The sequence below is a fragment of the Paramagnetospirillum sp. genome (genome assembly GCF_058402745.1).
The window spans coordinates 16,325-42,837 of sequence record NZ_JBZVFI010000010.1 but is presented as its reverse complement, the minus strand read 5'-3'; the positions used below and the strand labels follow the sequence as shown (position 1 = coordinate 42,837).

23 protein-coding genes are annotated in these 26,513 nt (G+C 66.2%); 8 read left to right on the top strand and 15 right to left on the bottom strand.

Features of this window, described 5'->3' with window-relative positions; translation table 11 throughout:
• Nucleotides 1-46: 46 nt before the first annotated feature.
• From ACV4UZ_RS08015 to ACV4UZ_RS07975, 9 genes are all read right to left on the bottom strand, one after another.
• The gene (locus tag ACV4UZ_RS08015) at nt 47-1,960 is read right to left on the bottom strand and encodes a sensor histidine kinase (protein ID WP_491600367.1); all 1,914 of its coding nucleotides are present in this window, start codon (nt 1,958-1,960) and stop codon (nt 47-49) included.
• Between the two features lie 19 nt (nt 1,961-1,979).
• On the bottom strand, nt 1,980-2,354 hold the full coding sequence (locus ACV4UZ_RS08010; RefSeq protein ID WP_491600366.1) for a response regulator: 375 nt from the start codon (nt 2,352-2,354) through the stop codon (nt 1,980-1,982).
• A 10-nt stretch (nt 2,355-2,364) separates the two neighbouring features.
• Entirely contained in the window at nt 2,365-2,943 is a 579-nt protein-coding gene (locus ACV4UZ_RS08005) for a chemotaxis protein CheX (protein ID WP_491600365.1), read from the bottom strand.
• Nucleotides 2,944-2,982: 39 nt separating this feature from the next.
• Entirely contained in the window at nt 2,983-4,125 is a 1,143-nt protein-coding gene (locus ACV4UZ_RS08000) for a sensor histidine kinase (protein WP_491600364.1), read from the bottom strand.
• A gap of 21 nt (nt 4,126-4,146) precedes the next feature.
• The gene (locus tag ACV4UZ_RS07995) at nt 4,147-4,662 is read right to left on the bottom strand and encodes a response regulator (RefSeq protein ID WP_491600363.1); all 516 of its coding nucleotides are present in this window, start codon (nt 4,660-4,662) and stop codon (nt 4,147-4,149) included.
• 84 nt (nt 4,663-4,746) lie between these two features.
• The gene (locus ACV4UZ_RS07990) at nt 4,747-6,525 is read right to left on the bottom strand and encodes an acyl-CoA dehydrogenase (RefSeq protein ID WP_491600362.1); all 1,779 of its coding nucleotides are present in this window, start codon (nt 6,523-6,525) and stop codon (nt 4,747-4,749) included.
• A gap of 3 nt (nt 6,526-6,528) precedes the next feature.
• Complete coding sequence (locus ACV4UZ_RS07985; protein WP_491600361.1) at nt 6,529-7,464, bottom strand: electron transfer flavoprotein subunit alpha/FixB family protein; 936 nt, start codon at nt 7,462-7,464, stop codon at nt 6,529-6,531.
• 112 nt (nt 7,465-7,576) lie between these two features.
• Nucleotides 7,577-8,326 (bottom strand): electron transfer flavoprotein subunit beta/FixA family protein, encoded by a 750-nt coding sequence (locus ACV4UZ_RS07980; RefSeq protein WP_491600387.1) that lies wholly within the window; start codon nt 8,324-8,326, stop codon nt 7,577-7,579.
• Nucleotides 8,327-8,328: 2 nt separating this feature from the next.
• A complete protein-coding gene (locus ACV4UZ_RS07975; protein ID WP_491600360.1) occupies nt 8,329-9,957 on the bottom strand; it encodes an acyl-CoA synthetase in 1,629 nt (542 codons plus the stop codon).
• A 146-nt stretch (nt 9,958-10,103) separates the two neighbouring features.
• On the opposite strand from ACV4UZ_RS07975, the gene ACV4UZ_RS07970 reads away from it, so the two are divergent.
• Entirely contained in the window at nt 10,104-10,709 is a 606-nt protein-coding gene (locus tag ACV4UZ_RS07970; protein WP_491600359.1) for a c-type cytochrome, read from the top strand.
• A 152-nt stretch (nt 10,710-10,861) separates the two neighbouring features.
• Here ACV4UZ_RS07970 and ACV4UZ_RS07965 read toward each other — a convergent pair whose 3' ends face one another.
• Entirely contained in the window at nt 10,862-11,578 is a 717-nt protein-coding gene (locus tag ACV4UZ_RS07965; protein WP_491600358.1) for a response regulator transcription factor, read from the bottom strand.
• A gap of 118 nt (nt 11,579-11,696) precedes the next feature.
• Entirely contained in the window at nt 11,697-14,474 is a 2,778-nt protein-coding gene (locus ACV4UZ_RS07960) for a cache domain-containing protein (protein ID WP_491600357.1), read from the bottom strand.
• A gap of 300 nt (nt 14,475-14,774) precedes the next feature.
• On the opposite strand from ACV4UZ_RS07960, the gene ACV4UZ_RS07955 reads away from it, so the two are divergent.
• The 7 genes from ACV4UZ_RS07955 (at nt 14,775) to ACV4UZ_RS07925 (ending at nt 22,365) form a co-directional block, all read left to right on the top strand.
• Nucleotides 14,775-15,089 carry a DUF485 domain-containing protein gene (locus ACV4UZ_RS07955; RefSeq protein WP_491600356.1) on the top strand — a complete coding sequence of 105 codons (315 nt, stop codon included), beginning with the start codon at nt 14,775-14,777 and terminating at the stop codon, nt 15,087-15,089.
• Nucleotides 15,090-15,151: 62 nt separating this feature from the next.
• Nucleotides 15,152-16,828, top strand: coding sequence for a cation acetate symporter (locus tag ACV4UZ_RS07950; RefSeq protein ID WP_491600355.1), 1,677 nt, complete (start codon nt 15,152-15,154; stop codon nt 16,826-16,828).
• 163 nt (nt 16,829-16,991) lie between these two features.
• The gene (locus tag ACV4UZ_RS07945; protein WP_491600354.1) at nt 16,992-18,089 is read left to right on the top strand and encodes a polyamine ABC transporter substrate-binding protein; all 1,098 of its coding nucleotides are present in this window, start codon (nt 16,992-16,994) and stop codon (nt 18,087-18,089) included.
• 4 nt (nt 18,090-18,093) lie between these two features.
• Entirely contained in the window at nt 18,094-19,233 is a 1,140-nt protein-coding gene (locus ACV4UZ_RS07940) for an ABC transporter ATP-binding protein (RefSeq protein WP_491600353.1), read from the top strand.
• Nucleotides 19,230-20,117, top strand: a complete 888-nt coding sequence (locus ACV4UZ_RS07935; RefSeq protein ID WP_491600352.1) for an ABC transporter permease subunit — start codon at nt 19,230-19,232, stop codon at nt 20,115-20,117. The genes ACV4UZ_RS07940 and ACV4UZ_RS07935 overlap by 4 nt, the downstream gene beginning before the upstream one ends.
• A 151-nt stretch (nt 20,118-20,268) precedes the next feature.
• Nucleotides 20,269-21,075, top strand: coding sequence for an ABC transporter permease subunit (locus ACV4UZ_RS07930; protein ID WP_491600351.1), 807 nt, complete (start codon nt 20,269-20,271; stop codon nt 21,073-21,075).
• A 90-nt stretch (nt 21,076-21,165) separates the two neighbouring features.
• On the top strand, nt 21,166-22,365 hold the full coding sequence (locus tag ACV4UZ_RS07925) for a cation:proton antiporter domain-containing protein (RefSeq protein ID WP_491600350.1): 1,200 nt from the start codon (nt 21,166-21,168) through the stop codon (nt 22,363-22,365).
• A 211-nt stretch (nt 22,366-22,576) separates the two neighbouring features.
• On the opposite strand, the gene ACV4UZ_RS07920 is transcribed toward ACV4UZ_RS07925, so the two are convergent.
• From ACV4UZ_RS07920 to ACV4UZ_RS07905, 4 genes are all read right to left on the bottom strand, one after another.
• Nucleotides 22,577-23,278 (bottom strand): Crp/Fnr family transcriptional regulator, encoded by a 702-nt coding sequence (locus ACV4UZ_RS07920; RefSeq protein ID WP_491600349.1) that lies wholly within the window; start codon nt 23,276-23,278, stop codon nt 22,577-22,579.
• A 21-nt stretch (nt 23,279-23,299) separates the two neighbouring features.
• Nucleotides 23,300-24,247, bottom strand: coding sequence for a branched-chain amino acid ABC transporter permease (locus tag ACV4UZ_RS07915; protein WP_491600348.1), 948 nt, complete (start codon nt 24,245-24,247; stop codon nt 23,300-23,302).
• Nucleotides 24,248-24,251: 4 nt separating this feature from the next.
• Nucleotides 24,252-25,139 carry a branched-chain amino acid ABC transporter permease gene (locus tag ACV4UZ_RS07910; RefSeq protein ID WP_491600347.1) on the bottom strand — a complete coding sequence of 296 codons (888 nt, stop codon included), beginning with the start codon at nt 25,137-25,139 and terminating at the stop codon, nt 24,252-24,254.
• Nucleotides 25,140-25,295: 156 nt separating this feature from the next.
• The gene (locus ACV4UZ_RS07905) at nt 25,296-26,504 is read right to left on the bottom strand and encodes an ABC transporter substrate-binding protein (RefSeq protein ID WP_491600346.1); all 1,209 of its coding nucleotides are present in this window, start codon (nt 26,502-26,504) and stop codon (nt 25,296-25,298) included.
• Between the last annotated feature and the right edge of the window lie 9 nt (nt 26,505-26,513).

Below are 26,513 nucleotides of genomic sequence, written 5' to 3'. Positions count from 1 at the left end.
CGTTGTCGTTGATATGGGGAGAGCGGGGAGCGGCTCGTAGACCCGATTACAGGCCGAACTGCCGGGTCAGGTCTGCCTTGGTCTCGTCCCACTGGCGGCGCAGGCGGCCGATCATCCGTCGGACCTCGTCCGTATCCCCGTCCTGCAGGGCCTTGCCGATGGCGATCGCCAGGTTTTCCAGCCAGGGTGTGCCGGAATAGGCGGCCAGGCCCTTCAACTCGTGGATGGCGGCCCCCACCAGCCGGGGATCGCCGCCGGCATCCTCCAGGCGGCCGCAGATCTCCTCGCCGCTGTCCACGAAGGTGCGGGCCAGGATGGCGGCGTTCTCGCTGCCCAGTTGCTCGGCCATGCGGGTGAGGGAATAGCCTCCCTCGCTTCGGCTGGTCTCCGGGCATTGGCGGATCAGGACCTCGGCGATGGTGGAGCGCAGCAGCAGCGGGTCGATGGGCTTGGCCACGTGGGCGTCCATGCCGGCCGCCCGACAGCGGGCGACGTCTTCCGCCATGGCGTTGGCGGTGAGCGCGATGATGGGCATGGAGGCCACCGGGCCGGGCATGGCGCGGATGCGCCGGGCCGCCTCGGGACCGTCCATTTCCGGCATCTGCATGTCCATCAGGATCAGGTCGAAATTCTCCTGCCGCAGCTTGTCCAGCGCGTCCAGGCCGTTGCAGGCCACGGTGACGCGATGGCCCTCGCGGGTGAGCAGACCGGCGGCGACCTTCTGGTTGAAGACGTTGTCCTCGGCCAGCAGGATCGACAGGGGGCGCACGGGCGGGGCGTCCAATCGCGACGATTCGACGGTCGGGGCGGCGGCCGGGGGAAAATCCAGGTGGAACCAGAAGCGGCTGCCCAGACCCTTGGCGCTGTCCACGCCGATGGCCCCCCCCTGGGCCTCGACCAGCTTCTTGCAGATGGCCAGCCCCAGGCCCGAGCCGCCGAAACGCCGGCTGATGGAAGCGTCGGCCTGATGGAAGGGCTGGAACAGCGAGGCCGCCTGTTCGGCGTCCAGCCCGATGCCGGTGTCGATCACCGAGAATTCATAGCGGTTCGCCCCGGCCACCCGGGCCAGACGCAGGACGATGCCGCCCTGGGCGGTGAACTTGACGGCATTGCCGATCAGGTTGATCAGCACCTGGCGCAGGCGGGCGCCGTCGCCGCCGACCCAGCCGGGCAACGGATCGGGGGCGTCCAGCGACAGGCTGAGGCCCTTTTCCGAGGCGCGGCCCCGCAACAGCGACACCACGCCCTCGACGGTGTTGCCCAGGTGGAAGGGGGCGGTCTCGAACTGCACGCCGTCGGCTTCCAGGCGCGAGAAATCGAGGATGTCGTTGATGATGCCCAGCAGGGCGGCGCCGGAATCGTGGACCACCGCCAGCTTCTCGCGGTCCTCGGCGGCCAGGGGGCGGTCCATCAGCAGGTGGACCATGCCCAGGATGCTGTTCATGGGGGTGCGGATCTCGTGGCTCATCACCGCCAGGAACTCGCTCTTGGCGCGTTCGGCGTCGCGGGCCTGGGTGACGGCCTTTTCCAGGTCGCGGTTCTTCAGGGCCAGTTCGGCGTGGGCTTCGGCCAGGGCGTTCTGGAAGCCCTTCAAGGCGCTGATGTCCACGGCGATGGAGTACTTGGCGCGCCTTCCGTCGAACCAGGTGAGCATGGTCTCGCGCAACTGGTACCAGCGGTCGTCGCGGTCGTTGAAATGCTCGAATTCCAGCGAGGTCTCCACACCCTGGGCCGCCATTTCCGGCATCTTGCAGAAGCGGCAGGGGTGGGTTTGCTGGTAGATGGCCTCGAAGCACTTGCGTCCCTGCACCACGCCGACCTTCTGGCGCATGGCGCGGTTGGTGCAGATGATCTCGTGGGTGGTGAAATCCGCCACGTAGACCGGGAACGGAATGACGTCGAAGATCACTTCCCAGTAGCCGGGATCGCCGGGATTGAGGCCTGGGAAGGGCGAGGTCATGGGGTGGGACGTCCCCGGTTCAGGTCGAGCGGGCCATGACCTTGTCGATCATGTCCGAAAGCTTTTCCGCCCGCACCGGCTTCAGCACGTAGCCCTTGGCCCCGGCGTCCAGCGAATCGATGACCATGCGCTCCTGCCCGTGGGAGGTGACCATGATGATGCGGGCCGAAGGGAACTCGCCGATGATCCTGGCGGTGGCCTCGACGCCGTTCATGTCGGGCATGGTGATGTCCATGGTGACGAGATCGGGATTGCTGGTGCGGTAGGCATCCACCGCTTTGGCCCCGGTTCCGGCGGTTCCCACCACCTGATGGCCCATCCCCTCCAGCATCAGGGTCAGCTTCTTAACCGCGATAAGGGAATCATCGACGATGAGGACTTTAAGCGCTGACATCGGTTCCGCCCTAGGATTGATAGTTCAGGTGGTCATCAAACAGGTCGCGCGGACCGACGAAGCTTACGCTGACGATACCTCTTTCGGTACGTATCCGCATATTGGCGAATACTGCGTTTTTTGGTCGATGAATGCAACGCGCATCCTCGATGATCACAGGTGGGGACAGCGCGATACTCTCTTCGATGTTCTGGAAATCGGTGGTGCACAGCCCAAGAATGGTGTTGACGATTTCCGCGGCGGTCTCCCGCCGGTACAGATCCTCCTCGCCGGGGGGCACCTCGATATCGGCGGTGACCCGGGTGTAAAGGGCCTCCAGCAGCGAGCTTTCGAAGCTGAAGGCGATCAGCAGGCTGATGGGGCCGCCCAGCCCGGCGATCACCGTCATGTCGTGAAGGTGAAGCTTGGTGACGTCGCAATCGAAGGTTTCCGCCCCATCGACGGCGATCACCGCCTCGGCGGCCAGCACTTCCCTGGTCTGCCCGAGAATCGAAGCCATGACGCGGGGAATGATGGTTTTATTGAAGGCCATTCGGTGTCGATCCTTGCGTGGAACCGGCCAGTGGGCTGCCGGCGGGGATATTGCCATGAATTCGCAACCTGCGCGATCCCTTCCAGAGGGGGTACCTTAGCCGGAAGTGACCGGAATCGTGATGGTGAACACCGTTCCTCCGGTCGGTCCGGGTTCGACCCCGATCCGGCCCCCATGGCTTTCCGCGATCTGCTTGACGATGTAGAGGCCAAGTCCGGCCCCCCGCGTGCCGGTGGCGGAGGGCGAGCGGTAGAACTTCTCGAACACCCGGTCGGCTTCGTCGGCGGGAATGCCCGGGCCGTTGTCGGTGACGGAGATGCGGGCCTCGGAGAGATCGGCTTCCAGGCCGACCAGGACGGGGCCGCTGCCGGGCGGCGAGTACTTGAAGGCGTTGTCCACCAGATTGGATACGGCGACCCGCAGCAGGACGGGGTCGGCGGTGAGGGTGACCGAGGGGGGGATGTTGGCGCTCAGGCGCTCCTGCCCCCCCAGTTCCGTCTTCTCCCGGCAAATGTCCATGAGCAGCTGGGACAGGTCCACCGTACGGACCTGCAGCGCCGCCACCGCCGAGGTGAAACGGTCGTCGGCCAGGCAGACGTCGATCAGGTTGGACATGCGATGGACGGCGCGGTCGATCTTGGCGATCTCCTCATCGGCCTCGGGCTTGTCGCCGGCATAAAGTTCCAGAACCTGGGCCGCGCCCGCGATGATGGACAGCGGCATGCGGAACTCGTGGGAGACCATGGACAGGAAATTGCGCTGGTTCAGGGTCACTTCCTGCTCGGACAGCAGGGCTCCGTTCAGGCGGCGGTTCTTCAGGGCCAGTTCGGCGTGGGCCTCGGCCAGGGCGTTCTGCACCTCCTTGAGCGCGCTGATGTCCACGGCGATGGAATACTTGGCGCGCCGCCCGTCGAACCACGCCACCATGGTTTCCCGCAACTGGTACCAGCGGTCGTCGATGTCGTTGAACAGCTCGAATTCCAGGTAGTTGGTGCCGCAGGCCGCGATGCTTTCCAACTCCTGCATCCGGCAGAAGCTGCAAGGCTCGGCCTGCTGGTTGATGGCGGCGTGGCACTTGTCGCCGGGCCTGACGGCGACCCGCTGCATCATGGCGCGGTTGGCGCAGATGACGTCATAGGTCTTGCTGTCGGCCACATAGACCGGGAACGGGATGACGTCGAAGATGACTTCCCAATAACCGGGATCGCTAGGATTGCCACCGGGAAAAGCTGCCGACATCGGTTTCTCGCCCGCGCCGCTCTAGGGGGCGCGCTCCATGATCTTGGCGATCATATCGGAGAGTTTCTCGATTCGCACTGGCTTTAGCACATATCCTTTGGCGCCGGCGTCCAGCGAATCAATGACCATGCGCTCCTGCCCGTGCGAGGTCACCATCATGATGCGGGCGGCGGGGAATTCCGCGACGATGCGGGCGGTGGCCTCCATGCCGTCCATGTCGGGCAGGGAAATGTCCATGGTCATCAGGTCGGGACGGTGGTTGCGATAGGCCTCGATGGCGCCGCGTCCGGTCGAGGCGGTGGCGATCACCTGATGGCCCAGCCCCTCCATCAGGACAATCAGTTTCTTGACCGTGATGATCGAGTCGTCGGTGATAATAACTTTTAGTGGTGTCATATGCAAAGTCGAAAGCCATTTGTATTTGCCTTCGGCTTTCAGCCGAATATCAAAGTATTGATGTATGGCGTTACCGTCCGCAATTGGAATTTCTTGCCATTTTGTGTTGGTATACTTCCAATTGAGGTGGCTGGGTGCCATGAGTGCCGGTGGTTGGGGCAAAAGAAGAGGCCGGGCGTTGCCGCCCGGCCTTGACATCCAGTTCGTGACGGGTGGCTCGAGGGATTACAGAATGGCCTCGTCCACCCCCATGACGGTGGCGGAACCGCCGACGACCGCGCGTTCCAGGGCGCCAGCATGGGGCAGGGTGTGCTCGGCGTAGAAATGGGCGGTGGCCAGTTTGGCGGCGTAGAAGCCGTCATGGTCGCGGCCCTGGTCCATGGCCGCCTTGGCGACCTTGGCGGCCAGGGCCACCTGATGCCCGCCGGCCACGATGCCCATCAGTTCCAGGGTGGGCACGGAAGCGGCGGCGGCGAGGCGCGGGTCCTCTCCGCCCAGGCCCACCAGCCAGTCCACCACCCGGGCGGCGGCCGCCGCCGCCTCGGACAGCCTGTTTCCCACCGCCTGGAGGGGGAGGAGCGGGCTGGCCGACAATTCCACCGCCAGCCCGGCGGTTTCCGCCAGCATGGTATGGGCGAAGGCGCCCTTGTCGCGCAGGATCTTGCGGTTGACCAGATCGTTGGCCTGGATGGCGGTGGTGCCTTCGTAGATGGTGGTGATGCGGGCGTCGCGCAGGTGCTGGGCGGCGCCGGTTTCCTCGATGTAGCCCATGCCGCCGTGGACCTGCACGCCCAGCGAGGCGATGTGCTGGCCCAGCTCGGTGCACCAGCCCTTGGCGATGGGGGTGAGGAATTCCAGCCGCTGGCTGGCCTCGTAGCGGGCGTTGGGCTCGGGGTGATGATGGGCGATGTCGGCGCAGGCGGCGGCGGTGTAGTGGATGCCGCGCATGGCCTCGATACCGCTCTTCATGGTCATCAGCAGGCGGCGCACGTCGGGGTGGTGGACGATGCCGGCCGGGCCCGAGCCGGTCCAGCCCACCGGCTTGCCCTGCACCCGGTCGCGGGCGTAGTTGCGGGCCTGCTGGTAGGCGCGCTCGGCGATGGCCAGGCCCTGCAGGCCCACCGCCAGGCGGGCGTGGTTCATCATCACGAACATGTATTCCAGGCCACGATGGGGCTGGCCCACCAGCTCGCCCAGGGCGCCTTCATGGTCGCCGAAGCTCATCACGGCGGTGGGGCTGCCGTGGATGCCCAGCTTGTGCTCCAGCGACACGCATTTGAGGTCGTTGCTTCTACCGTCGGGCAGGATCTTGGGCACCACGAACAGCGAGATGCCCTTGACCCCGGGCGGCGCGTCGGGCAGGCGGGCCAGGACCAGATGGACGATGTTGTCCGTCATGTCGTGGTCGCCGTAGGTGATGAAGATCTTCTGGCCCGACAGGCGGTATCCGTCGCCGTCCGGGGTGGCCTTGGTGCGGATGGCGGCGAGGTCGGAACCGGCCTGGGGCTCGGTCAGGTTCATGGTGCCGGTCCATTCGCCGGTCACCATCCTGGGCAGGTAATAGGCCTTCTGCGCCTCGGTGCCGTAGAGGGACAGGGCGTTGACGGCGCCCTGGGTCAGCATGGGGTTCAGGGTGAAGGCCATGTTGGCCGCCTGCCACATCTCGTGGACGGCGTGGTTGAAGAGGTTGGGCAGCCCCATGCCGCCGAAATCGGGCGAGAACGGCAGGCCGTTCCAGCCGCCGTCCACGATGGTGGTCCAGGCCTCCTTCCAGCCCGGTGAGGTCCGCACCACGCCGTTTTCCTGGGCCGCGCCGTCCTGGTCTCCCACCCGGTTCAGGGGCGACAGGATGCCCTCGGCGATGTGGCCGGCCTCGGTCAGGATGGAATCGGCGGTGTCGGCGGTGGCGTCCTCGAAACCGGGGAGCGCGGTGATGGCGTCCAGGCCCACCACCTCTTCCATGGTGAAGCGGATGTCCCGGAGCGGCGGAATGTAGGTGGACATGGATCAGCCTCCCAGGGCGTTGGACAGTTCAGGCAGCACCTTGAAGAGATCCGCCACCAGGCCGTAATCGGCGACCTGGAAGATGGGGGCCTCCTCGTCCTTGTTGATGGCGACGATGACCTTGGAATCCTTCATGCCGGCCAGGTGCTGGATGGCGCCCGAGATGCCGACGGCGATGTAGAGGTCGGGGGCGACGATCTTGCCGGTCTGGCCCACCTGGAAGTCGTTGGGGACGAAGCCGGCGTCCACGGCGGCGCGGCTGGCGCCCACGGCGGCGCCCAAGCGGTCGGCCACCGCTTCCAGCAGGGGAAAGTTGTCGCCCGACTGCATGCCGCGTCCGCCCGAGATGATGATGCGCGCGCTGGTCAGTTCGGGGCGCTCGGACTTGCTGAGCTGGCTGTCCACGAAGGAGGACAGGGCGGGATCGGCGGCGGCCGCGACCGTCTCGACCGCGGCGGAGCCACCGGTGGCGGCGGCCGCCTCGAAGCCGGTGCCGCGCACGGTGATCACCTTGACCGCGTCCTTGGACTGCACGGTGGCCAGCGCGTTGCCGGCATAGATGGGACGCACGAAGGTGTCGGGCGACACCACCGCCGTGATCTCGGAAATCTGCGCCACGTCCAGCAGCGCCGCGACGCGGGGGCTGACGTTCTTGCCCGACGTGGTGGCGGGGGCCAGGACGTGGCTGTAGCCGCCGGCGAGGCTGACCACCAGGGCGGCCAGGGGCTCGGCCAGATGGTTGGCGTAGAGGGCGGAATCGGCGCTCAGCACCTTGGCGACGCCCGCCACCTTGGCGGCGGCCTCGGCCACCGCGCCGATGCCGGAACCGGCCACCAGCACATGGACCTCGCCGCCGATCCTGGTCGCGGCGGTGACGGTGTTCAGCGTGGCGGATTTGAGAGCGCCGCCTTCATGCTCTGCCAGAACCAGAATGGTCATTCGTTCGTCCTCTTTCGCGTCATCCTGAGCCGAAGGCGAAGGATCTTTCACCAAGATCGTCGCCAACAGCGGCTGAAAGATGCTTCGCTCGCGCTCAGCATGACAGCCGGGTTCAGATCACCTTCGCTTCGTTCTTCAGCTTGTCCACCAGGGCGGCCACGTCGGCCACCTTGATGCCGGCCTTGCGCTTGGGCGGCTCTTCCACCTTCAGCGTCACCAGGCGGGGCGCCACGTCGACGCCCAGATCGGCCGGGCTGACCGTGTCGATGGGCTTCTTCTTGGCCTTCATGATGTTGGGCAGGCTGGCGTAGCGCGGCTCGTTCAGGCGCAGGTCGGTGGTCACCACGGCGGGCAGCTTGAGGGTCACCGTCTCCAGGCCGCCATCGACCTCGCGGGTCACGGTGACGGCATCGGCGCCGATCTCCACCTTGCTGGCGAAGGTGCCCTGGGCACAGCCCAGCAGGGCCGCCAGCATCTGGCCGGTCTGGTTGCTGTCGTCGTCGATGGCCTGCTTGCCCAGGATGATCAGGCCGGGGGATTCCTTGGCCACCAGGGCCTTCAGCACCTTGGCGACGCCCAGGGGCTGCACCTCGTCGTCCGTCTGCACCAGAACACCCCGGTCGGCGCCCATGGCCAGCGCGGTGCGCAGGGTCTCGGAGCACGCGGCCGGGCCCACCGACACCACCACCACCTCGGTGGCCTTGCCGGCTTCCTTGAGGCGAACCGCCTCTTCCACCGCGATCTCGTCGAACGGATTCATGGAGAACTTGACGTTCTGCGTCTCGACCCCGGACCCGTCCGACTTCACCCGAATCTTGACGTTGTAATCGATCACCCGCTTGATCGCGACGAGTACCTTGATCATCACAGCTCCTTGGCCTTCTGGCGCAGCATGAACTTCTGGACCTTGCCGGTCGAGGTCTTGGGCAGGCCGCCGAACACGATGGTCTTGGGCACCTTGAAGTGGGCCATGCGCTCGCGGCAGAAGGCGATGATATCGGCTTCGGTGGCGTCCGCGCCATCCTTCAAAGCGATGAAGGCGCAGGGGGTTTCGCCCCACTTCTCGTCGGGCCGCGCCACCACGGCGGCTTCCAGCACGGCGGGGTGGGCGTAGAGGATGTCCTCCACCTCGATGGACGAGATGTTCTCTCCCCCTGAGATGATGATGTCCTTGGAGCGGTCCTTGATCTCGATATAGCCGTCGGGATGGCAGACGGCCAGGTCGCCGGTGTGGAACCAGCCGCCTTCGAAGGCTTCCTGGGTGGCCTTCTCGTTCTTGAGGTAGCCCTTCATGACGTTGTTGCCGCGCATGAAGATCTCGCCCACCGTCTTGCCGTCCTTAGGAGCCGGCTCCAGCGAGAGGGGATCGGCGACCATCAGGCCTTCCAGCATGGGGCCGCGCACGCCCTGGCGGGCCTTGATCTGGGCCTTCTCCTCGATGGAAAGGGGATTCCACTTGTCGTGCCAGACGCACTGGACGGTGGGGCCGTAGCATTCGGTCAGGCCGTAGACGTGGGTCACTTCCCAACCCATGCGCTCCATGCCGGCGATGACGGGGGCGGGCGGGGCGGCGCCGGCGGTCATCACCTTGACCGGATGGCTGATGCCGTCCTTCAGGCCGGCGGGGGCGTTGTTGATCATGTTGAGCACGATGGGGGCGCCGCAGAAATTGGTCACCTTCTCGTCCCTGATGGCGGCCATGATGGCATCGACCCGCACGTGGCGCAGGCAGACACTGGTTCCCGCCACCACCGCCATGGTCCAGGGGAAGCACCAGCCGTTGCAGTGGAACATGGGGAGCGTCCACAGATAGACCGTGCCGTCGCCCATCTGCCAGGACAGCGCGTTGGACACCGCGTTGAGATAAGCGCCGCGATGGTGGTAGACCACGCCCTTGGGATTGCCGGTGGTGCCCGAGGTATAGTTCAGCGCGATGGCCTGCCACTCGTCGGTGGGCATGGTCCAGGGGGCTTCCTCCCCGGCCTCGGCCAGCAGCGCCTCGTAATCCTTCTCGCCCAGCAATTCGCCGCCCTTGAACTGGGGATCGTCGATGTCGATCACCGGAAGGGCGCGGCCCAAGCCGGCCAGGGCCTTCTTCACCACCGGTGAGAACTCGCGGTCGGTGATGAGGATCTTGGCCTCGGCGTGGTTGAGGATGAAGGCGATGGCGTCGGCGTCGAGCCGGGTGTTGATGGCGTTCAGCACCGCGCCGGTCAGCGGCACGCCGAAATGGGCCTCGAAGGTCTCGGGCGTGTTGGCGCCCATCAGCGCCACGGTGTCGCCCAGGCCGATGCCCCGCCGGGTCAGCGCGGCGGCGAGGCGGCGGCAGCGGGAATAGGTCTCGGCCCAGGTGCGGCGCACCGGGCCGTGGATGACGGCCAGACGGTCGGGCCACACGGCGGCCGAGCGCTCCAGGAAGGTGAGCGGCGTCAGCGCGACGAAATTGGCGGCGTTCCTGTCGAGACCCAGTTCATAGGGATTGGCGGACATCATGGACTCTCCCTTCCAGTATTTTGTGAAGGGTTGTAGCGGCCCGTCATTGCCCAAGTGTCTCCGGATTATAACGAATTGTTTCCGCTGGACGGGCGGGGCCGCCGTGGTGCAATCAGAAGGTCCGACATGGGCGAAAGGAGAGGGGCATGGGTATGATGCGCTTTGGATCGATGCTGGCCGGATGCGTCCTGCTGCTGGGTGTTCCGGCCCAGGCGGCGGACATCAAGGCCCGGGTCAAGGAGATCGTCGCCGAGCGCTGTTCGCTCTGCCACGGCATGGAGGGCGAGGCGGCGACCTCGGTCTATCCCCGTCTGGCCGCCCAGAACGAGACCTACATGGTCAAGCAGCTGAAGGATTTCCGCGACGGCCGGCGCAAGGGCACCATGAACGAGATGGCCAAGGACCTCACCGACGAGGAGGCCGCCGGGCTGGCCGCCTATTTCAGCGGCAAGAAGGCCCAGTCCAAGCGTCCCCTGGACGGCGATTTCGCCGCCGTGGGCAAGTACATCTTCCACAACGGCAACCGCTATTCCGGCATCGCGCCCTGCGCCTCGTGCCATGGCGCATCCGGCCACGGGACCGAGCAATTGCCCCGTCTGGCCGGGCAGCATCCGGCCTATGTGGAAAGCCAGCTGATGGAGTTCGTGTCGGGCTCGCGCACCAACGACAAGTCCATCATGCACGCGGTGGCCACCAAGCTGACCACCCTGGAGATGAAGGCGGTGGCGGCCTATATCGGCGGGCTGGAATAACAGAAGCAAAGCTTCGGCCTTCTTCTCCCTCTCCCGCTTGCGGGAGAGGGCCGGGGTGAGGGCCTGTTAAGTCGTTTGGCGCGCCGACGCGCGCGCCCTCACCCGTCTCGGCTTCGCCGAGCCACCCTCTCCCGCAAGCGGGCGAGGGGATATTACTCCCACGTCACGTCGGCGGCGAACAGGTAGCCGGCCCCGTAGACCGTCTTGATCAGGCGCGGTGACTTCTGGTCGGTCTCGATCTTCTTCCTGATGCGCGAGATGCGCACGTCGATGGCGCGGTCGAAGGCGATGTCGTCCTTCTCCGGCTCGGCGCTCTGCAACTGTTCGCGCGACAGAACCCGCTTGGGTGCCCGCAGCAAAGCGGTGAGGAGCTGCGCCTCGGCGGCGGTGAGCGTCTCCTGCCGCCCATCGGCGTGGGTCAGGCTGAGATCGCCGGATTCGAACACCCACTCGCCGAAGAATGCCCGGGTGGTCGCCGGCCCGCCGCTGGCCGCCAGCTGCTCGCGGCGGCGGATGACGGAATTGACCCGGGCCACCAGTTCACGCGGCTCGAACGGCTTGACGATGTAGTCGTCGGCGCCCAGTTCCAGGCCCAGCACCCGGTCGGAGACGCCGCCGCGCCCCGTCAGGATGATCACCCCGAAGCGCACGTCCTCCCACAATTCGCGGACCAGGGTCAGGCCGTCCATGTCGGGCAGGCCGAGATCGACGATGCACAGATCGGGCGTCTCGCGCCGGATCGCCTGACGGGCCAGGGCGCCGCTGGCCAGCGGCGTGACCTGATAGCCGTAGCCCTCCAGCACCTGCCGCAGCAGGGCGCGGATGTCCGGCTCGTCGTCGATGACGTAGATGCGTTTTTTCCCGCTCATTCCTTCGCCCTTGCCCCTCAATCGCCGGGCGCCGCCGGTGGCGGCCTGGCTCCCGCGCCATAAGGCGCGCGGCCCCTTGGGCCTGCCGGGTCTTTCGCAAGCCCCGGCCTTCCTGCCCTCAAGCCGCGTCCGACGGCTCCGCCGTCCGGGCGATCGCCGAGGCCAGGTCGGACATCTCCCATGGCTTGCGCAATATGACCAGATCATCGGCCTCGGGGCTAGTGTCGAAGGAGAATCCGCTGATCAGAATTACCGGAAGGGCGGGGTGTTCCCCCCTGATCCGCGTTGCCAGATCGATGCCGCTCATACCGGGCATGACGATGTCCGAGACCACCAGGGACAGGCCCTCGATCTGGCTGACCAGTTCGGCGGCCTCGTCGCCGCTTTCCGCCTCGACCACCGAGAAGCCCAGATCCACCAGCTGGCCGCGCAGCACGGCGCGGACATCCGCGTCGTCCTCGGCGATCAGCGCCAGCTGGCCCTGCCAGCGGGACGACGAGGACGGCGCATCCTCTTCCTCACCGTCCACCGCCACCGGCGCGGCGCGGGGCAGCAGGATGGTGACGGTGGAGCCCGAGCCTAAGCGGCTGTCCAGGGTGATGTAGCCCCGGGACTGCTTGACGAAGCCGTAAACCATGGACAGCCCCAGGCCCGAGCCCAGGCGCTTGGTGGTGTAGAACGGCTCGAAGGCCCGCATCATGGCTTCCGGTTCGAAGCCGGTGCCGTTGTCCGAGACGCGGATTTCCAGGTAGTCGTCGGGCTCCACCTGTTCGTCGAAGGTCAGGGAATCCGTGACGGTCCGCAGGCGCACGTCCATCTCCAGCCGTCCGCCGTCGGGCATGGCGTCCCTGGCGTTGAGCGCCAGATTGATCAGGGCGTTCTCCAGCTGGTTGGCATCGGCGATGGCCCAGCATTCGCCGCCTTCATCCGGAACGGTGATGGTGATGGAGGAGGGCAGCGAGCGCGACAGCAGCACCGAGACCTCGCGCACCAGGGCGGAGACGTCCACCGGCTGGGGCTTCAAGGGCTGCTGGCGCGAGAAGGCGAGCAGGCGCGAGGTGATGTCGGCGCCCCGGCGGCTGGCGCGCACCGCCGGCTCGAGATAGGAATCCAGCCCATCGACCTCGCCATAGCGGTCGCGGGCCGCCGCCAGATTGCCCAAAATCACCGACAGCAGGTTGTTGAAGTCGTGGGCCAGCCCGCCGGACAGCTGGCCCACCGCCTTCATGCGCTGGGCCTCCATCAGGCGGGCCTCGGTCTCCTTTTCCGCCGAGACGTCCAGCGCCAGGACGAACATGGCGGTTACGGCCCCATTGGCTGCGCGCTGAGGGATCAGGGTATTGCGGGTGGTGACCACGTGGCCGTCGGGGTGGGGGAAGGAATAGGTGAAGGTCACCTCCTCGCCCGCCCAGGTGCGCTCCATGTGGGGCTGGATGGAATTGTGGGCGAAGCGGCCGATGGCCGATTTGAGGTCGCGGCCGATCAGGGTACCGGCGTCCTGGCGCACCAGCTCCGCCCAACCCCGGTTGACGAAGCGGATGATCTCGTCGCGGCCCAGATAGGCGATGGCGGCCGGAATGGCGTCGAGGATCAGGCGGCGGCGGGTCTCGGCCTCTTCCAGCTCGGTGGTGCGTTCGCGCACGCGGGTGTCCAGCGTCAGGATGTCGTCCTTGACCCGCCGCACCATGCCGTCCAGGGCCTCGGCCAGCAGGCCGATCTCGTCGTCGCGGCGAATGCCGCTCTGGGCGTCGAGATTGCCGGCCTGCACCTGCTCGGCGGTCTCGGCCAGGCGGTTCAGGGGCCGCGTCAGCCAGTCCACCGCCAGATAGCCCAGCGCGCCGGCCACCACCATCAGGGCCAGCGCGATGGTCACCAGCCGGTTGCCCAGCACGGCCGACGAGCGCTTCAGCTCATCCACGTAGACCGACGAGGCGATGTACCAGTCGAAGCCCTTGAAATGCCGCACCCAGGAAATCTTCTCATGGGCGTAATTGCCGGGGTCGGAGGGCTTGTCCCACAGATAGGTGAGCGGCCGGTCGCTGTCGGCCACCTCCATCAGTTCCTCGCTGATGGGCCGCCCGGTGGCGGGGTCGGGGCGGGTGCCGAAATCCTGGCCCTCGATGTTGGGATTGGGATGAATGATCATCCGCTTGGCGGCATCGAAGATGTAGACGTAGCCGGTGCGCGCGATGCGGATGTTGCGGAGGGCCTGGCGCAGATCCTCGATGGCCTCTTCCTTGCGCCGCTCCACCTCGCGGTCGATGTCGTCGAGATAGGCCCCGGTGCCGATCACCAGGCCGCGATGGGGCAGGTCGATGAAATAGGACAGCTTCTCGGTGGGTTTCGTGTCGCCCAGGCGCTGCCAGGGATAGGTATGGAAGCCCTCGCCCTTGTCCCGGGCGATGGCGATGATGGTCGGCAGTATGGCGCGGCCGTCGGGCCCCTGGACGCGCGACGCGTCGCGGCCCTGGAATTCGGGGTCGGGGTGGGAGCGGATCACCGAATTGTAGTCGGTCACCCAGATGTAGTCGTTGTTGCCCCATTTGAAGGCGCGCAGGCCATCGAAGGCCAGACGACGCGCCTCGGCCTCGCTGATCTCGCCCTTGTCGGCGCGGGCGAAGGCGTGGTCCAGGTACGAGGCGGCCAGCGACACCACGTTCTTCAACTGGGTCTTGTAGGACTCCACCGTGAGCGCCCGGCGGTCCTCCAGGCTGCCGTCGATCTTGCCGGCCATGGCGAAGACGTTGTCCAGGATGGTGCGGCTGGCATTCAGCTCGATCTCGTAGGCCTTTTCCTCGATCAGGGGCACGGAAAAGACGTAGATGGCCGCCGCGAACAGCGCCACGGCGGCGAGGATGGCCGAGAACAGCCGGAAGAACAGGCGCGAGCGGATCATCGAGGTACCGACCGGTGAAAGGCCGCCTTTGGGCCATGGAAAAAGCATGCGATCCGAGTCGATGTCATGCTGAGCCTCGGCGAAGCATCTTTCAGGTCAAGGCGGTACCGTTCCTGGCTGAAAGATCCTTCGCTACGCTCAGGATGACATGAGGCGGAGTCTAGTGAAACGCTCGCCGAGTTCAACCGCGCTGATGATCCCGCATGGCAGCGTCCCGGCAACAATTGGCAACAATTGGGGAAAAATTCGGACACGCTCCTTTGATAGGTGGGGAGGCCAAGGAAAACCTCCGGAGGGGACATGTCCAACTCATCCATCTACGAACGGGTTCGCCAGAATCCGAAATTCCACGAACTGGTCCGCAAGCGGTCGCGCCTGGCGGTCACCCTGTCGGTGATCGTGCTGGGGGCCTATTACTGCTTCATGATGATCGTGGCCTTCGCGCCGAACATCCTGCGCGCGCCGCTGTCCGAGGGCTCGACCCTGACGGTCGGCGTGCCGGTGGGCGCCGCCATCATCGTGGTGTCGTGGCTGCTGACCGGCCTTTACTCCCACTTCGCCAACGGCGAGTTCGAGGAGCTGAACAAGGACGTGGTGCGCGAGGTGCTGGAATAATGAATAGGACTATCATTGCCCCTCGCCGGGCGGGCGCCTCCGCGCCCTTGGCCGCCGCCTCAATGGCGGCTGTCGGCCGTACGGCCTCCCTCGCCATTGCGGCCCTGCTGGTCGCTTCGCCCGCCCTGGCCGGTCCCGGCGATCTCGGCGGCTCGGAAAAGCAGCCGGTGAACGTCACCGCCATCATCATGTTCTTCGTCTTCGTCGCCAGCACGCTGGGCATCACCTGGTGGGCGTCCAAGCGCACCAAGTCGGCCAGCGACTTCTATACGGCGGGCGGCGGCATCTCGGGCTTCCAGAACGGTCTGGCCATCGCCGGCGACTACATGTCGGCCGCCACCCTGCTGGGCCTGTCGTCCATGGTGTTCGCCACCGGCTTCGACGGCTTCATCTACACCATCAGCTTCTTCGTCGGCTGGCCCATCATCCTGTTCCTGCTGGCCGAGCGCCTCAGGAATCTCGGCAAGTACACCTTCGCCGACATCGCCTCCTACCGCCTCGACCAGACCAAGGTGCGCACCTTCGCCGCCATGGGGTCGCTGACCGTGGTGTGCTTCTACCTGATCGTCCAGATGGTCGGCGCCGGCCAGCTGATCAAGCTGCTGTTCGGCCTCGACTACGCCGTGGCGGTGATCCTGGTGGGCGTGCTGATGGTGGTCTACGTCACCTTCGGCGGCATGATCGCCACCACCTGGGTGCAGATCATCAAGGCGGTGCTGCTGCTGGGCGGCGGCACCCTGCTGGGCGTGCTGGCCCTGTCCAAGTTCGGCTTCAGCATCGAGACCCTGGCCGCCAAGGCGGTGTCGTCGCACAAGGCGGGCGCCAAGATCATGGGGCCCGGCACCCTGCTGGCCGATCCGGTCTCGGCGGTGTCGCTGTCGCTGGGTCTGGTGTTCGGCACCGCCGCGCTGCCGCACATCCTGATGCGCTTCTTCACCGTGCCCAACGCCAAGGAGGCGCGCAAGAGCGTGTTCTACGCCTCGGGCTTCATCGGCTTCTTCTTCCTGGTGGTGTGCATCCTGGGCCTGGCGGCCATCAGCATCGTCGGCACCGACCCGCAGTTCTTCGAGGGCGGCAAGGTGGGCGGCAAGCTGCTGGGCGGCGGCAACATGCCGGTCATGCATCTGGCCAAGGCCCTGGGCGGCGACATCTTCCTGGGCTTCCTGTCGGCGGTGGCCTTCGCCACCATCCTGGCGGTGGTGTCGGGGCTGGCTCTGGCCGGCGCCTCGGCCATCGCCCACGACATCTATGCCCGGGTGATCCGCAAGGGCCACGCCACCGAGGCCGAGGAGATGCGCGTCTCCAAGCTGGCCTCGCTGGTTCTCGGCGTGCTGGGCGTGGTGCTGGGCATCATGTTCGAGAAGCAGAACGTCGCCTTCCTGGTGGGCCTGACCTTCGGCATCGCGGCCTCGGCCAACTTCCCGGTGCTGTTCCTGTCCATGTACTGGAAGGGCCTGACCACCAAGGGCGCCCTGTGGGGCGGCATCGCCGGCCTGGTCTCGGCGGTGACCTGCGTGGTGCTGTCCAAGACGGTGTGGGTGGCGGTGCTGGGCAACGCGGCGCCCATCTTCCCCTACGAGCATCCCGCCCTGTTCTCCATGACCTTCGCCTTCGCCGTCACCATCCTGGTTTCCAAGCTGGACGGCAGCGAGGCGGCTAAGGCGGAGAAGGCGCAGTTCGACGACCAGTACGTCCGCGCCCAGACCGGAATCGGCGCGGCCTCGGCCTCGAATCACTAGAGTTACCTCCCGCAAACTGCGAGACCCGCCGGAGTTCTTCTCCGGCGGGCTTTTTTTTGAGCATTGCCCGTTGACAATGCACTCCCGGGACCGGAAATATCGGCCCCGCGCGGGACGGCGGCGAGCGGCCCGGCATCAGGCTTCCTGGCTGGGGGATAAGGTCATGCGCGTTTCCTTGACGGCTGTCGCGGTGTCGCTGGTTGCGGTCCTTTCTTCGGCCCAGGCGGCGGAAGACAAGGTGCTGAACGTCTACAACTGGTCGGATTACATCGCTCCCGACACGCTGGAGAAGTTCACGGCCCAGACCGGCATCAAAGTCAATTACGACGTCTACGACAGCAACGAGGTGCTGCAGGCCAAGCTGCAGGCCGGCAAGTCGGGCTACGACGTGGTGTTCCCGTCGGCCTCGCCCTTCCTCGCCAACCAGATCAAGGCCGGCATCCACCGCAAGCTGGACCGCTCCAAGCTGCCCAATTACGGCAACCTGGACCCCCAGGTGATGGTGACGCTGAACCGCTCGGCCGATCCGGGCAATCTCTACGCCGTTCCCTACGCCATCTCGCCCACCGGCTACGCCTACAACGTGGACAAGGTGGCCAAGGCGGCGCCGGGCATGGACCTCACCGGCTGGTCGGCCCTGTTCGACCCCGCCCAGGTGTCCAAGCTGAAGGGGTGCGGCGTCAGCCTGCTGGACGCGCCGACCGAGGTGTTCCCCGCCGCGCTGACCTATCTGGGCAAGAACGGCGCCTCGCTGGACTCCGCCGATCTCAAGGCGGCGGCCGAGGCGGTGGGCAAGGTGCGGCCCAACATCAAGTATTTCCACTCGTCCAAGTTCATCAACGATCTCGCCAATGGCGACATCTGCATGGCGCACGGCTATGTGGGCGATCTGGTCCAGGCGCGCAACCGCGCCGCCGAGGCCGGCAAGGGCGTCAACATCAAGATCGTCGTGCCCAAGGAAGGCGCGGTGATCAACATCGATTCCATGGTGATTCCGGCGGATGCGCCCCATCCCGAGAACGCCCACCGCTTCATCGACTTCCTGATGAAGCCCGAGGTGGCGGCGGGCTTCACCAACCTGACCGGCTACGCCAACCCGGTGCTCGATTCCAAGAGCCTGATCAGGAAGGACATCCAGGCCGACCCGGTGGTGTTCCCGCCCGAGGCGATTGCCGCCAAGCTGTTCCAGGTTCCCCCGGCCGACATGGGCAAGGAGCGCGAGCGCACCCGCCTGTGGACCACCGTCAAAACGGGTCGCTGAGGGCATGGCACAGGCGGCGGTCAAGCGGGAGGCGGATGCTCCCTGGAACGATCCCCAGGCGGTTCCGCTGATCCGCTTCGAGGGGATTTCCAAACGGTTCGGCGACTTCACCGCCGTCGAGCACGTGGATCTGGCCATTCACAAGGGCGAGTTCTTCTCGCTGCTCGGCGCCTCGGGCTGCGGCAAGACCACGCTGTTGCGCATGCTGGCCGGCTTCGAGACCCCCACCACGGGGCGCATCCTCATCGATGGCCAGGACGTCACCAATGTGCCGCCCTATGAGCGGCCGGTGAACATGATGTTCCAGTCCTACGCCCTGTTCCCCCATATGAGCGTCGCCGACAACATCGCCTTCGGCCTGAAGCAGGATGGGCTGGCGGCGGCGGTGATCAGGGACAAGGTGGCGGCCAGCCTGGACCTCGTCCAGATGGGCAAGTTCGCGGGCCGCAAGCCGCACCAGCTGTCCGGCGGCCAGCGCCAGCGCGTGGCGCTCGCCCGCTGCCTCGCCAAGGAGCCCAAGGTGGTGCTGCTGGACGAGCCCTTGGCGGCGCTGGACAAGAAACTGCGGGAAGCCACCCAGCTGGAGCTGGTCAACATCCAGGACCGGGTGGGAATCACCTTCGTCATGGTCACCCACGACCAGGGCGAAGCCATGACCATGTCGAGCCGTATCGGCGTGATGAACGCCGGCCGCATCGAGCAGGTGGGCAGCCCGGTGGACATCTACGAATATCCCGGCACCCGCTTCGTGGCCGATTTCATCGGTGTCGCCAACATGTTCGAAGGCACCGCCAAGGGCGGCGAGGGGACGCTCGCCGTCTCCTGCCCGGAACTGGAGCACGACCTGACGGTGACCGGCGGCGGCGCGGTGGCGGGTGGCGCTGCGGTCACCGTCATGGTGCGGCCGGAAAAGATGATCATCGGCCGCGACAGGCCGCAGGCGGGCCTGAACTGGGCCGAAGGCGTGGTCAGCGACATCGCCTATCTCGGCGACGTCTCCGTCTACCACGTGCGCCTCGCCTCGGGCCGCAAGGTGCAGGCCCTGCGCACCAACCTGCATCACGGCGAGGAAAGCCGCCTGACCTGGGACGACCCGGTGTTCCTGGCCTGGCATCCCGCCGATTCCCTGGTGCTGACCAAATGAAGAATTTGGGGGAGGGCAGGGGCGGTCGCTTCCTGGTGGGGCTGGCGCCCTATGCCTGGCTGCTGCTGTTCTTCCTGGTGCCTTTCCTGATCGTCCTGAAGATCAGCCTGTCCGAGCCGCAGATGGGCATTCCGCCCTATATGCCGCTGTGGGTGGATGGCGTGTTCAAGGGCACGCTGGCCGGCTACAACACGCTGCTGGGCGACAATCTCTACCTGCTGGCCTATCTCGGCTCGCTGAAGCTGGCCGGCATGGCGACGCTGGGTTGCCTTCTGCTGGGCTATCCCGCCGCCTATGCCATCGCCCGCGCGCCGCGCGCCCACCGGCAGGCGCTCTTGATGCTGGTGGCGCTGCCGTTCTGGACCTCGTTCCTGATCCGCGTCTACGCCTGGATCGGCATCCTGAAGACCGAGGGGCTGCTCAACATGGCGCTGATGGCGCTGGGAATTATTTCCGAGCCGCTGCAGATCCTCGAGACCGACGTCGCGGTGACCATCGGCATGGTCTATTCCTACCTGCCGTTCATGATCCTGCCGCTGTACGCCACGCTGGAGAAGATGGACCTGTCGCTGCTGGAGGCCGCCGCCGATCTGGGCTGCCGGCCGTTCCGCGCCTTCCTTGCCATCACCCTGCCGCTCAGCATGCCGGGCGTGGTGGCGGGCTGCATGCTGGTGTTCATTCCGGCGGTGGGCGAGTTCGTCATTCCCGATCTGCTGGGCGGCCCCGACACATTGGTGATCGGCAAGGTGCTGTGGGCCGAGTTCTTCGACAACCGCGACTGGCCGACGGCCTCGGCGGTGGCGGTGGCCATGCTGGTGCTCCTGGTGGTGCCCATCATGATCTTCCAGCATTTCGAGGCCAAAAGGGCGGAGCGCGAGGGATGAACAACCGCGCTGTCATTTCCGTTCCGCTGTCTGTCATCCCGAGCGAAGTCGAGGGATCTCCGCCTGGACCATTGTCGCCATATCGCAAAAATCGGATCAGGACGAGATCCCTCCTCCCGATGGTCGTCGGGATGACAGCGGGGGCAGTGGGATGAACAACCGCGGCTTCGCCCTCTACACCACCCTGGCGCTGGTCTACGCCTTCCTCTACCTGCCCATCGCGCTGCTGGTGATCTATTCCTTCAACGCCTCCAAGCTGGTGACGGTGTGGGGCGGCTTTTCCACCAAGTGGTACGCCGAGCTGCTGCAGGACGAGCAGGTGCTGGGGGCGGCCTGGCTGTCTCTCAAGATCGCCTTCCTCAACGCCTGCCTCGCCACCGGGCTGGGCACCCTGGCGGCGGTGGTGCTGGTGCGGTTCCAGCGCTTTCCCGGCCGCGCCCTGTTCACCGGCATGGTCTCGGCGCCTCTGGTGATGCCCGAGATCATCACCGGTCTGGCCCTGCTGCTGCTGTTCGTCGGCATGGAGCAGATGCTGGGCTGGCCCGACGGGCGATCCATGACCACCATCGTCATCGCCCACGTCACCTTCAGCCTGTCCTTCGTCACCGTGGTGGTGCGCTCGCGCCTCGCCAGCATGGACCGCTCTTTGGAAGAGGCGGCCATGGACCTGGGCGCCCGGCCGCTGACCGTGTTCATGAAGATCACCCTGCCGATCATCGCGCCGGCCCTGGCGGCGGGCTGGCTGCTGGCCTTCACCCTGTCGGTGGACGACGTGGTGATCTCCGCCTTCGTCTCCGGCCCCGGCGCCACGCCGCTGCCCATCGTCATCTTCTCCAAGGTCCGCCTGGGGGTGAGCCCCGAGATCAACGCGCTCGCCACCATCGTGGTGGCCCTGGTGGGAATCGCCATCGCCGTTGCCGGGCGGGTGATGATGAGCAAGGAAAGCCGGGGCGGATAAGGCCGATGCGGGCGGGACGCCCGCGCTCCGGGACATGGCCCCTATTTGGGAGCGCGGGCGTCCCGCCCGCATCATGACAGGTTTGCCGGCATGACTCTTTTCCTCATCCAGACCGCCCTGATCATCGGTTTGCCCTATGGCCTGTGGCGTCTGGGGCCGGTCGGCCGCCTGATGCCGCTGGCCGCCGTGCAGATGGCGGCGGGCATCGCGCTCGGACCGAGCCTGATGGGCTGGCTGGCGCCCCAGCTGTCCCTGCTTCTGTTCCCGCCGGCCTCGCTTGCCGCCCTCGATGGGCTGGTGCGCCTTGCCGTGGTGTTCTTCGCCTTTTCCATCGGCCTGCATTTCGATCTGGCCCAGATCCGGGGGCAGGGGCGGTGCTTCTCGGTGGTGGCGCTGTCCAGCGTGGCGATTCCCACCCTGGCCGGCGCCTTCGGCGGCTGGTGGCTGTTCGCCGCCATTCCCGAATCCGCCGGCTTCTTCGCCTCGCGGCCCATCTTCGCCGCCGCCATGGGCATCGCGGCGGGAGTGACGGCGCTTCCCGTGCTGGGCGCCGTGGTGCGCGAGATGGGGCTGGAACGGCACAAGGTGGGTGTCATGGCGCTCGGCGCGGCGGCCTTCAACGATGCCGCCCTGTGGGTGGCGGTGGCGCTGCTGCTGGCGGTGGCCCAGGGGGGCGACCCGTGGTCGGCGGGGTGGGCGGCGGCCGGAGCCCAGCTGTTCGTCGGCTTCATGGTGGTGGTGGTCCGGCCGCTGCTGTCGCGGGTCTTCGCGGGCGTCGAGGCCAGCGGCCGGGTGTCGCCCGGCGACGTGGTGCTGCTGACCATCGGCCTGTCGGCCTCGGCGCTGGCCACCGAGGCCATGGGGCTGCACGCGGTGATCGGCGCCTTCGTCTTCGGGGCGGTGATGCCCCGCACCCTGGCCATGGCCATCGTCGGCAGCTTCGAGACCTTCGTGCAGGTGGTGCTGCTGCCGTTCTTCTTCATCTCGGTGGGGCTGAAGACCCGCATCGATCTGGGCGGCGGCGCCATGACCATCTTCTGGGTGATGAGCGCGGCGGCGATCCTCGGCAAGCTGGTCTCGGCGCTGCCCGCCTGGATGGGCGGCTGCACGGGGCGCGAGGCATGGATGCTGGGCGGCCTGTTGACCTGCAAGGGGCTGATGGAACTGGTGGTTCTCACCCTGCTGGCCGATGCCGGGCTGATCTCGGAAACCACCTTCGGGGCCATGGTGCTGATGGCCCTGTTCGCCACGGTGCTGACCAAGCCGCTGGCGGGAATGGTGCCGAGGTAGGGCTCTCGGCGGGCAAGAACGGAAAAAGCCCCCGGCGGAGGATCGACGCCGGGGGCTTTTGCCCAGAGGTAGTGCCCCAAAAGTCACCCTCGGGCCCGTCTTTCTGTCCCGTTCGTTCGTTCGAGGAGGGGACGGACAACAATTCGTGACAGGACCAAGGTAGGGGCGGGCGGGGTGCCGCGTCTGTGAAGAGTCTCACACAAGCCGAAAATCAGTCGAGGGAGGTCAGCCCCTCCAGGGCGGCGACCTTGTTGAGCGTGATCTGGCCCCGGCCCAGGGTGACGATTCCGGCCTGTTCCCACTTGGACAGCACCTTGTTGACGCTTTCGCGGCTGATGCCCAGATGGTCGGCGATTTCCTGCTGCGACAGCTTGATGGTCGAGGGGGCGCCGGCCTTGGCCCTGGTCCCCAGGGTCTGGTCGAGCATCAGCAGGTGCTTGGCCAGCCGGGACGGCAGGGACAGGAACACCATGTCCTCCAGCTGGTTGTCGGCCTTGCGGATGCGGTCGCACAGCACCTCGATCAGGTGGAGCGCCTGGACCGGGTGGTTGTGCAGGAAGGCGTGGACGTCCTTGCGCTCCAGGGCGATCAGCTCGGTGGCCTCCATGGCGGTGGCGTCGGCCGAGCGCTCCTTGCCGTCCAGCACGGCGATCTCGCCGAACAGCTGGCCGGGTTTGATCAGGCCGTAGGTCACCTCGCGCCCGTCGGCGGACAGCACGCCGATGCGGATCATGCCCTTGGCCACCAGATAGAGCCGGTCGCCGGGATCACCCTTGGAGAACAGCGTCTCGCGGGCATCGACCTTGACCATCTTGGCCTTGGCCGCCAGCTCGTCGAGCAGGTCGGTCCGGACCGACGCGAACAGGGGGGTGTTCGCCAGCATCTCGCGGCGACGCAATACGGTTTCCGGCATGCTAAAGCCTATCTCCCCACCTCAGCCAGTAATGCCGCGCCTCTTCAGCCAGGGCGCCAGCACGCCGATCATACCGCTACGGAACAACAACACGCAAACAACGAAGATGATGCCCTGGATGATGATGACCCAGGAGCCCACTCCGGCGAAGTAATCCTGGATGGCCACCACCAGGAAGGCGCCCACCGTCGGCCCCAGAACGGTGCCGACCCCGCCCAGCAGGGTCATCAGCACCACCTCGCCCGACATGTGCCAGTTGACGTCGGCCAGCGAGGCCAGCTGGAACACCAGGCTTTTCAGCGAGCCGGCCAGGCCGGCGAAGGCGGCCGACAGCACGAAGGCGATCAGCTTGTAGCGGGTGACCTCGTAGCCCAGCGAGATGGCGCGGGGCTCGTTGTCGCGGATGGCCTTCAGGACCTGCCCGAAGGGGGAATTCACCACCCTGTGCAGGAACAGCAGCGAAACCACGAACACCGCCAGCACGAAATAGTACATGGTCATGGTGTTGGACAGGTCGATCAGCCCGAACAGATGGCCGCGCGGCACGCCCTGGATGCCGTCCTCGCCATGGGTCATGGGGGCTTGCACCGCCACGAAGAAGCCCAGCTGGGCCAGCGCCAGGGTGATCATGGAGAAGTAGATGCCCTGGCGGCGGATGGCCAGCCAGCCGACCACGGCGCCCAGCACCGTGGCCAGCGCCACGCCCAGCAGGATGGCGATTTCGGGGGTCAGGCCCCATTCCTTGGCGGCATGGGCGGTGAGATAGGCCGACCAGCCGAAGAACATGGCATGGCCGAAGGACAGCAGGCCCACATAGCCCAGCAGCAGGTTGAAGGCGGCGGCGAACAGGCCGAAGCACAACCCCTTCATCAGGAACACCGGATAGACGGTGAAGGGCAGGACCAGCGCCACGGCCAGCAGGGCCAGGACGAAGGCTTTCTGTCGCGAGGGAATGGCGGTCACGGTCATGGCCTCAGGCTCCCTTGCCGAACAGGCCGGCCGGTTTGATCAGCAGCACCACCACCATGACCATGAAGATCACGGTGCTGGCGGCCTCGGGGTAGAACACCTTGGTCAGCCCCTCCACCAGCCCCAGCATGTAGCCGGTGACGATGGAGCCCAGGATCGAGCCCATGCCGCCGATCACCACCACGGCGAACACCACGATGATCAGGTCCGATCCCATCTTGGGGCTGACCTGATAGATGGGGGCGGCCAGCACGCCGGCGATGGCCGCCAGCGCCACGCCGAAGCCGTAGGTCAGCGTGATCATCAGCGGCACGTTGATGCCGAAGGCCTGGACCAGGGTGGGATTCTCGGTGCCGGCGCGCAAGTAAGCGCCCAGCTTGGTCTTCTCGATGGCGTACCAGGTGCCCAGGCAGAGAATCAGCGAGGCCACCACCACCCAGCCGCGATAGATGGGCAGGAACATGAAGCCCAGGTTCCAGCCGCCGGCCAGTTCCTTGGGAACGGCGTAGGGCTGGCCCGACACGCCGTAGCCCTCGCGGAACAGGCCTTCGATGATCAGGGCGAGGCCGAAGGTCAGCAGCAGGCCGTAGAGGTGGTCCAGCTTGTAGAGCCGGCACAGCATGGTGCGCTCGATGACGATGCCGACCACGGCCACCACCAGGGGCGCGAGGAGCAGGGCGGGCCAGTAGCCCAGCCCCAGGAAGTTCAGGGCCAACCAAGCGACGAAGGCGCCCATCATGTAAAGGGCGCCGTGGCTGAAATTGATGATGTTGAGAAGCCCGAAGATCAGCGCCAGCCCCAGGCTGAGCATGGCGTAGAACGCGCCGTTGATGAGACCGAGCAGCAATTGCCCGAACAGGGCCTGGGTCGGTATGCCGAGAATGGTCATCATGGGCTTGGGGCTCCCCCTTCTATACTTCCCGAACAATCCAACCCGTCATCCTGAGGCGAAGCCGAAGGACCTTTCAGACGATGGCGATTGTCGCCTCAGGCTGAAAGATCCTTCCTCCCTTCGGTCGTCAGGATGACAGGTCGGTTGCGGGCACTCTTACTTCTTCACCAGCGGGCAGGTGCTCTCGGACAGCGGCTGGTAGGCCTCGTCGCCCGGAATGGTGCGGACGATCTTGTAATAGTCCCAGGGGCCCTTGGATTCGGACGGCTTCTTCACCTGGGCCAGATACATGTCGTGGACCATGCGGCCGTCGGCGCGGATCTTGCCGTTCTTGGCGAAGAAATCCTGAATCGGCAGCTTGCGCATCTCGTCGGCGACCTTGATGCCCTCGTCGGTCTTGGCGCTGGCGGCGGCCTTCAGGTAGTGCAGCACCTGGGAATAGGTGCCGGCATGGACCATGGACGGCATCTTGCCGCCGCCCATCTTCTCGGACCAGCGCTTGGACCACGCGCGGGTCTGATCATCCATGTCCCAGTAGAAGCCGGTGGTCAGCATCATGCCCTGGGCGTTTTCCAGGCCCAGCGAATGCACGTCGGTGATGAACACCAGAAGGCCGGCCAGGGACTGGCCCGCCTGGGTGATGCCGAATTCCTTGGCCTGCTTGATGGCGTTGATGGTGTCGGCGCCGGCATTGGCCAGACCGATGATCTGGGCGCCCGAGGCCTGGGCCTGCAGCAGGAAGGACGAGAAGTCGGAATTGGGGAAGGGGTGCTTCACCGCGCCCTTGACCGTGCCGCCGCCCGCCTTGACCACGCGCTCGGTCTGGGCCTGCAGGTTGTGGCCGAAGGCGTAGTCGGCGGTGAGGAAGAACCAGGTCTTGCCACCGTTCTTCACCACCGCGTCGCCGGTGCCCACCGCCATGGCGTAGGTGTCGTAGGTCCAGTGGAAGCCGGTGGGCGAACACTTGTCGTTGGTGAGCGGCGTCGAGGCGGCGCCCGACACCAGGTCGACCTTGCCCTTCTCCTTGGACACCTCGCGCACCGCGATGGCGGCCGCCGTGGTCACCAGCTCGGCGATCACGTCCACCTGCTCGGTGTCGTACCACTTCCGCGCAATGCCCGACGCGATGTCGGCCTTGTTCTGGTGGTCGGCGGAGATCAGCTCGATGGTCTGGCCGTTCAGCTTGCCGCCGAAATCGTCGATGGCCATCTGGGCGGCCACGATGGTGCCCTTTCCGGCCAGGTCGGAATAGGTGCCCGACAGATCGGTCATGATGCCGATCTTGACCTTGCCGTCGCTGTACTGGGCATGCGCCATGCCGGTGGACAGGGCCAGCGCCGCGGCGCCGAGCAGAAGCCTCTTCATCACCATGTT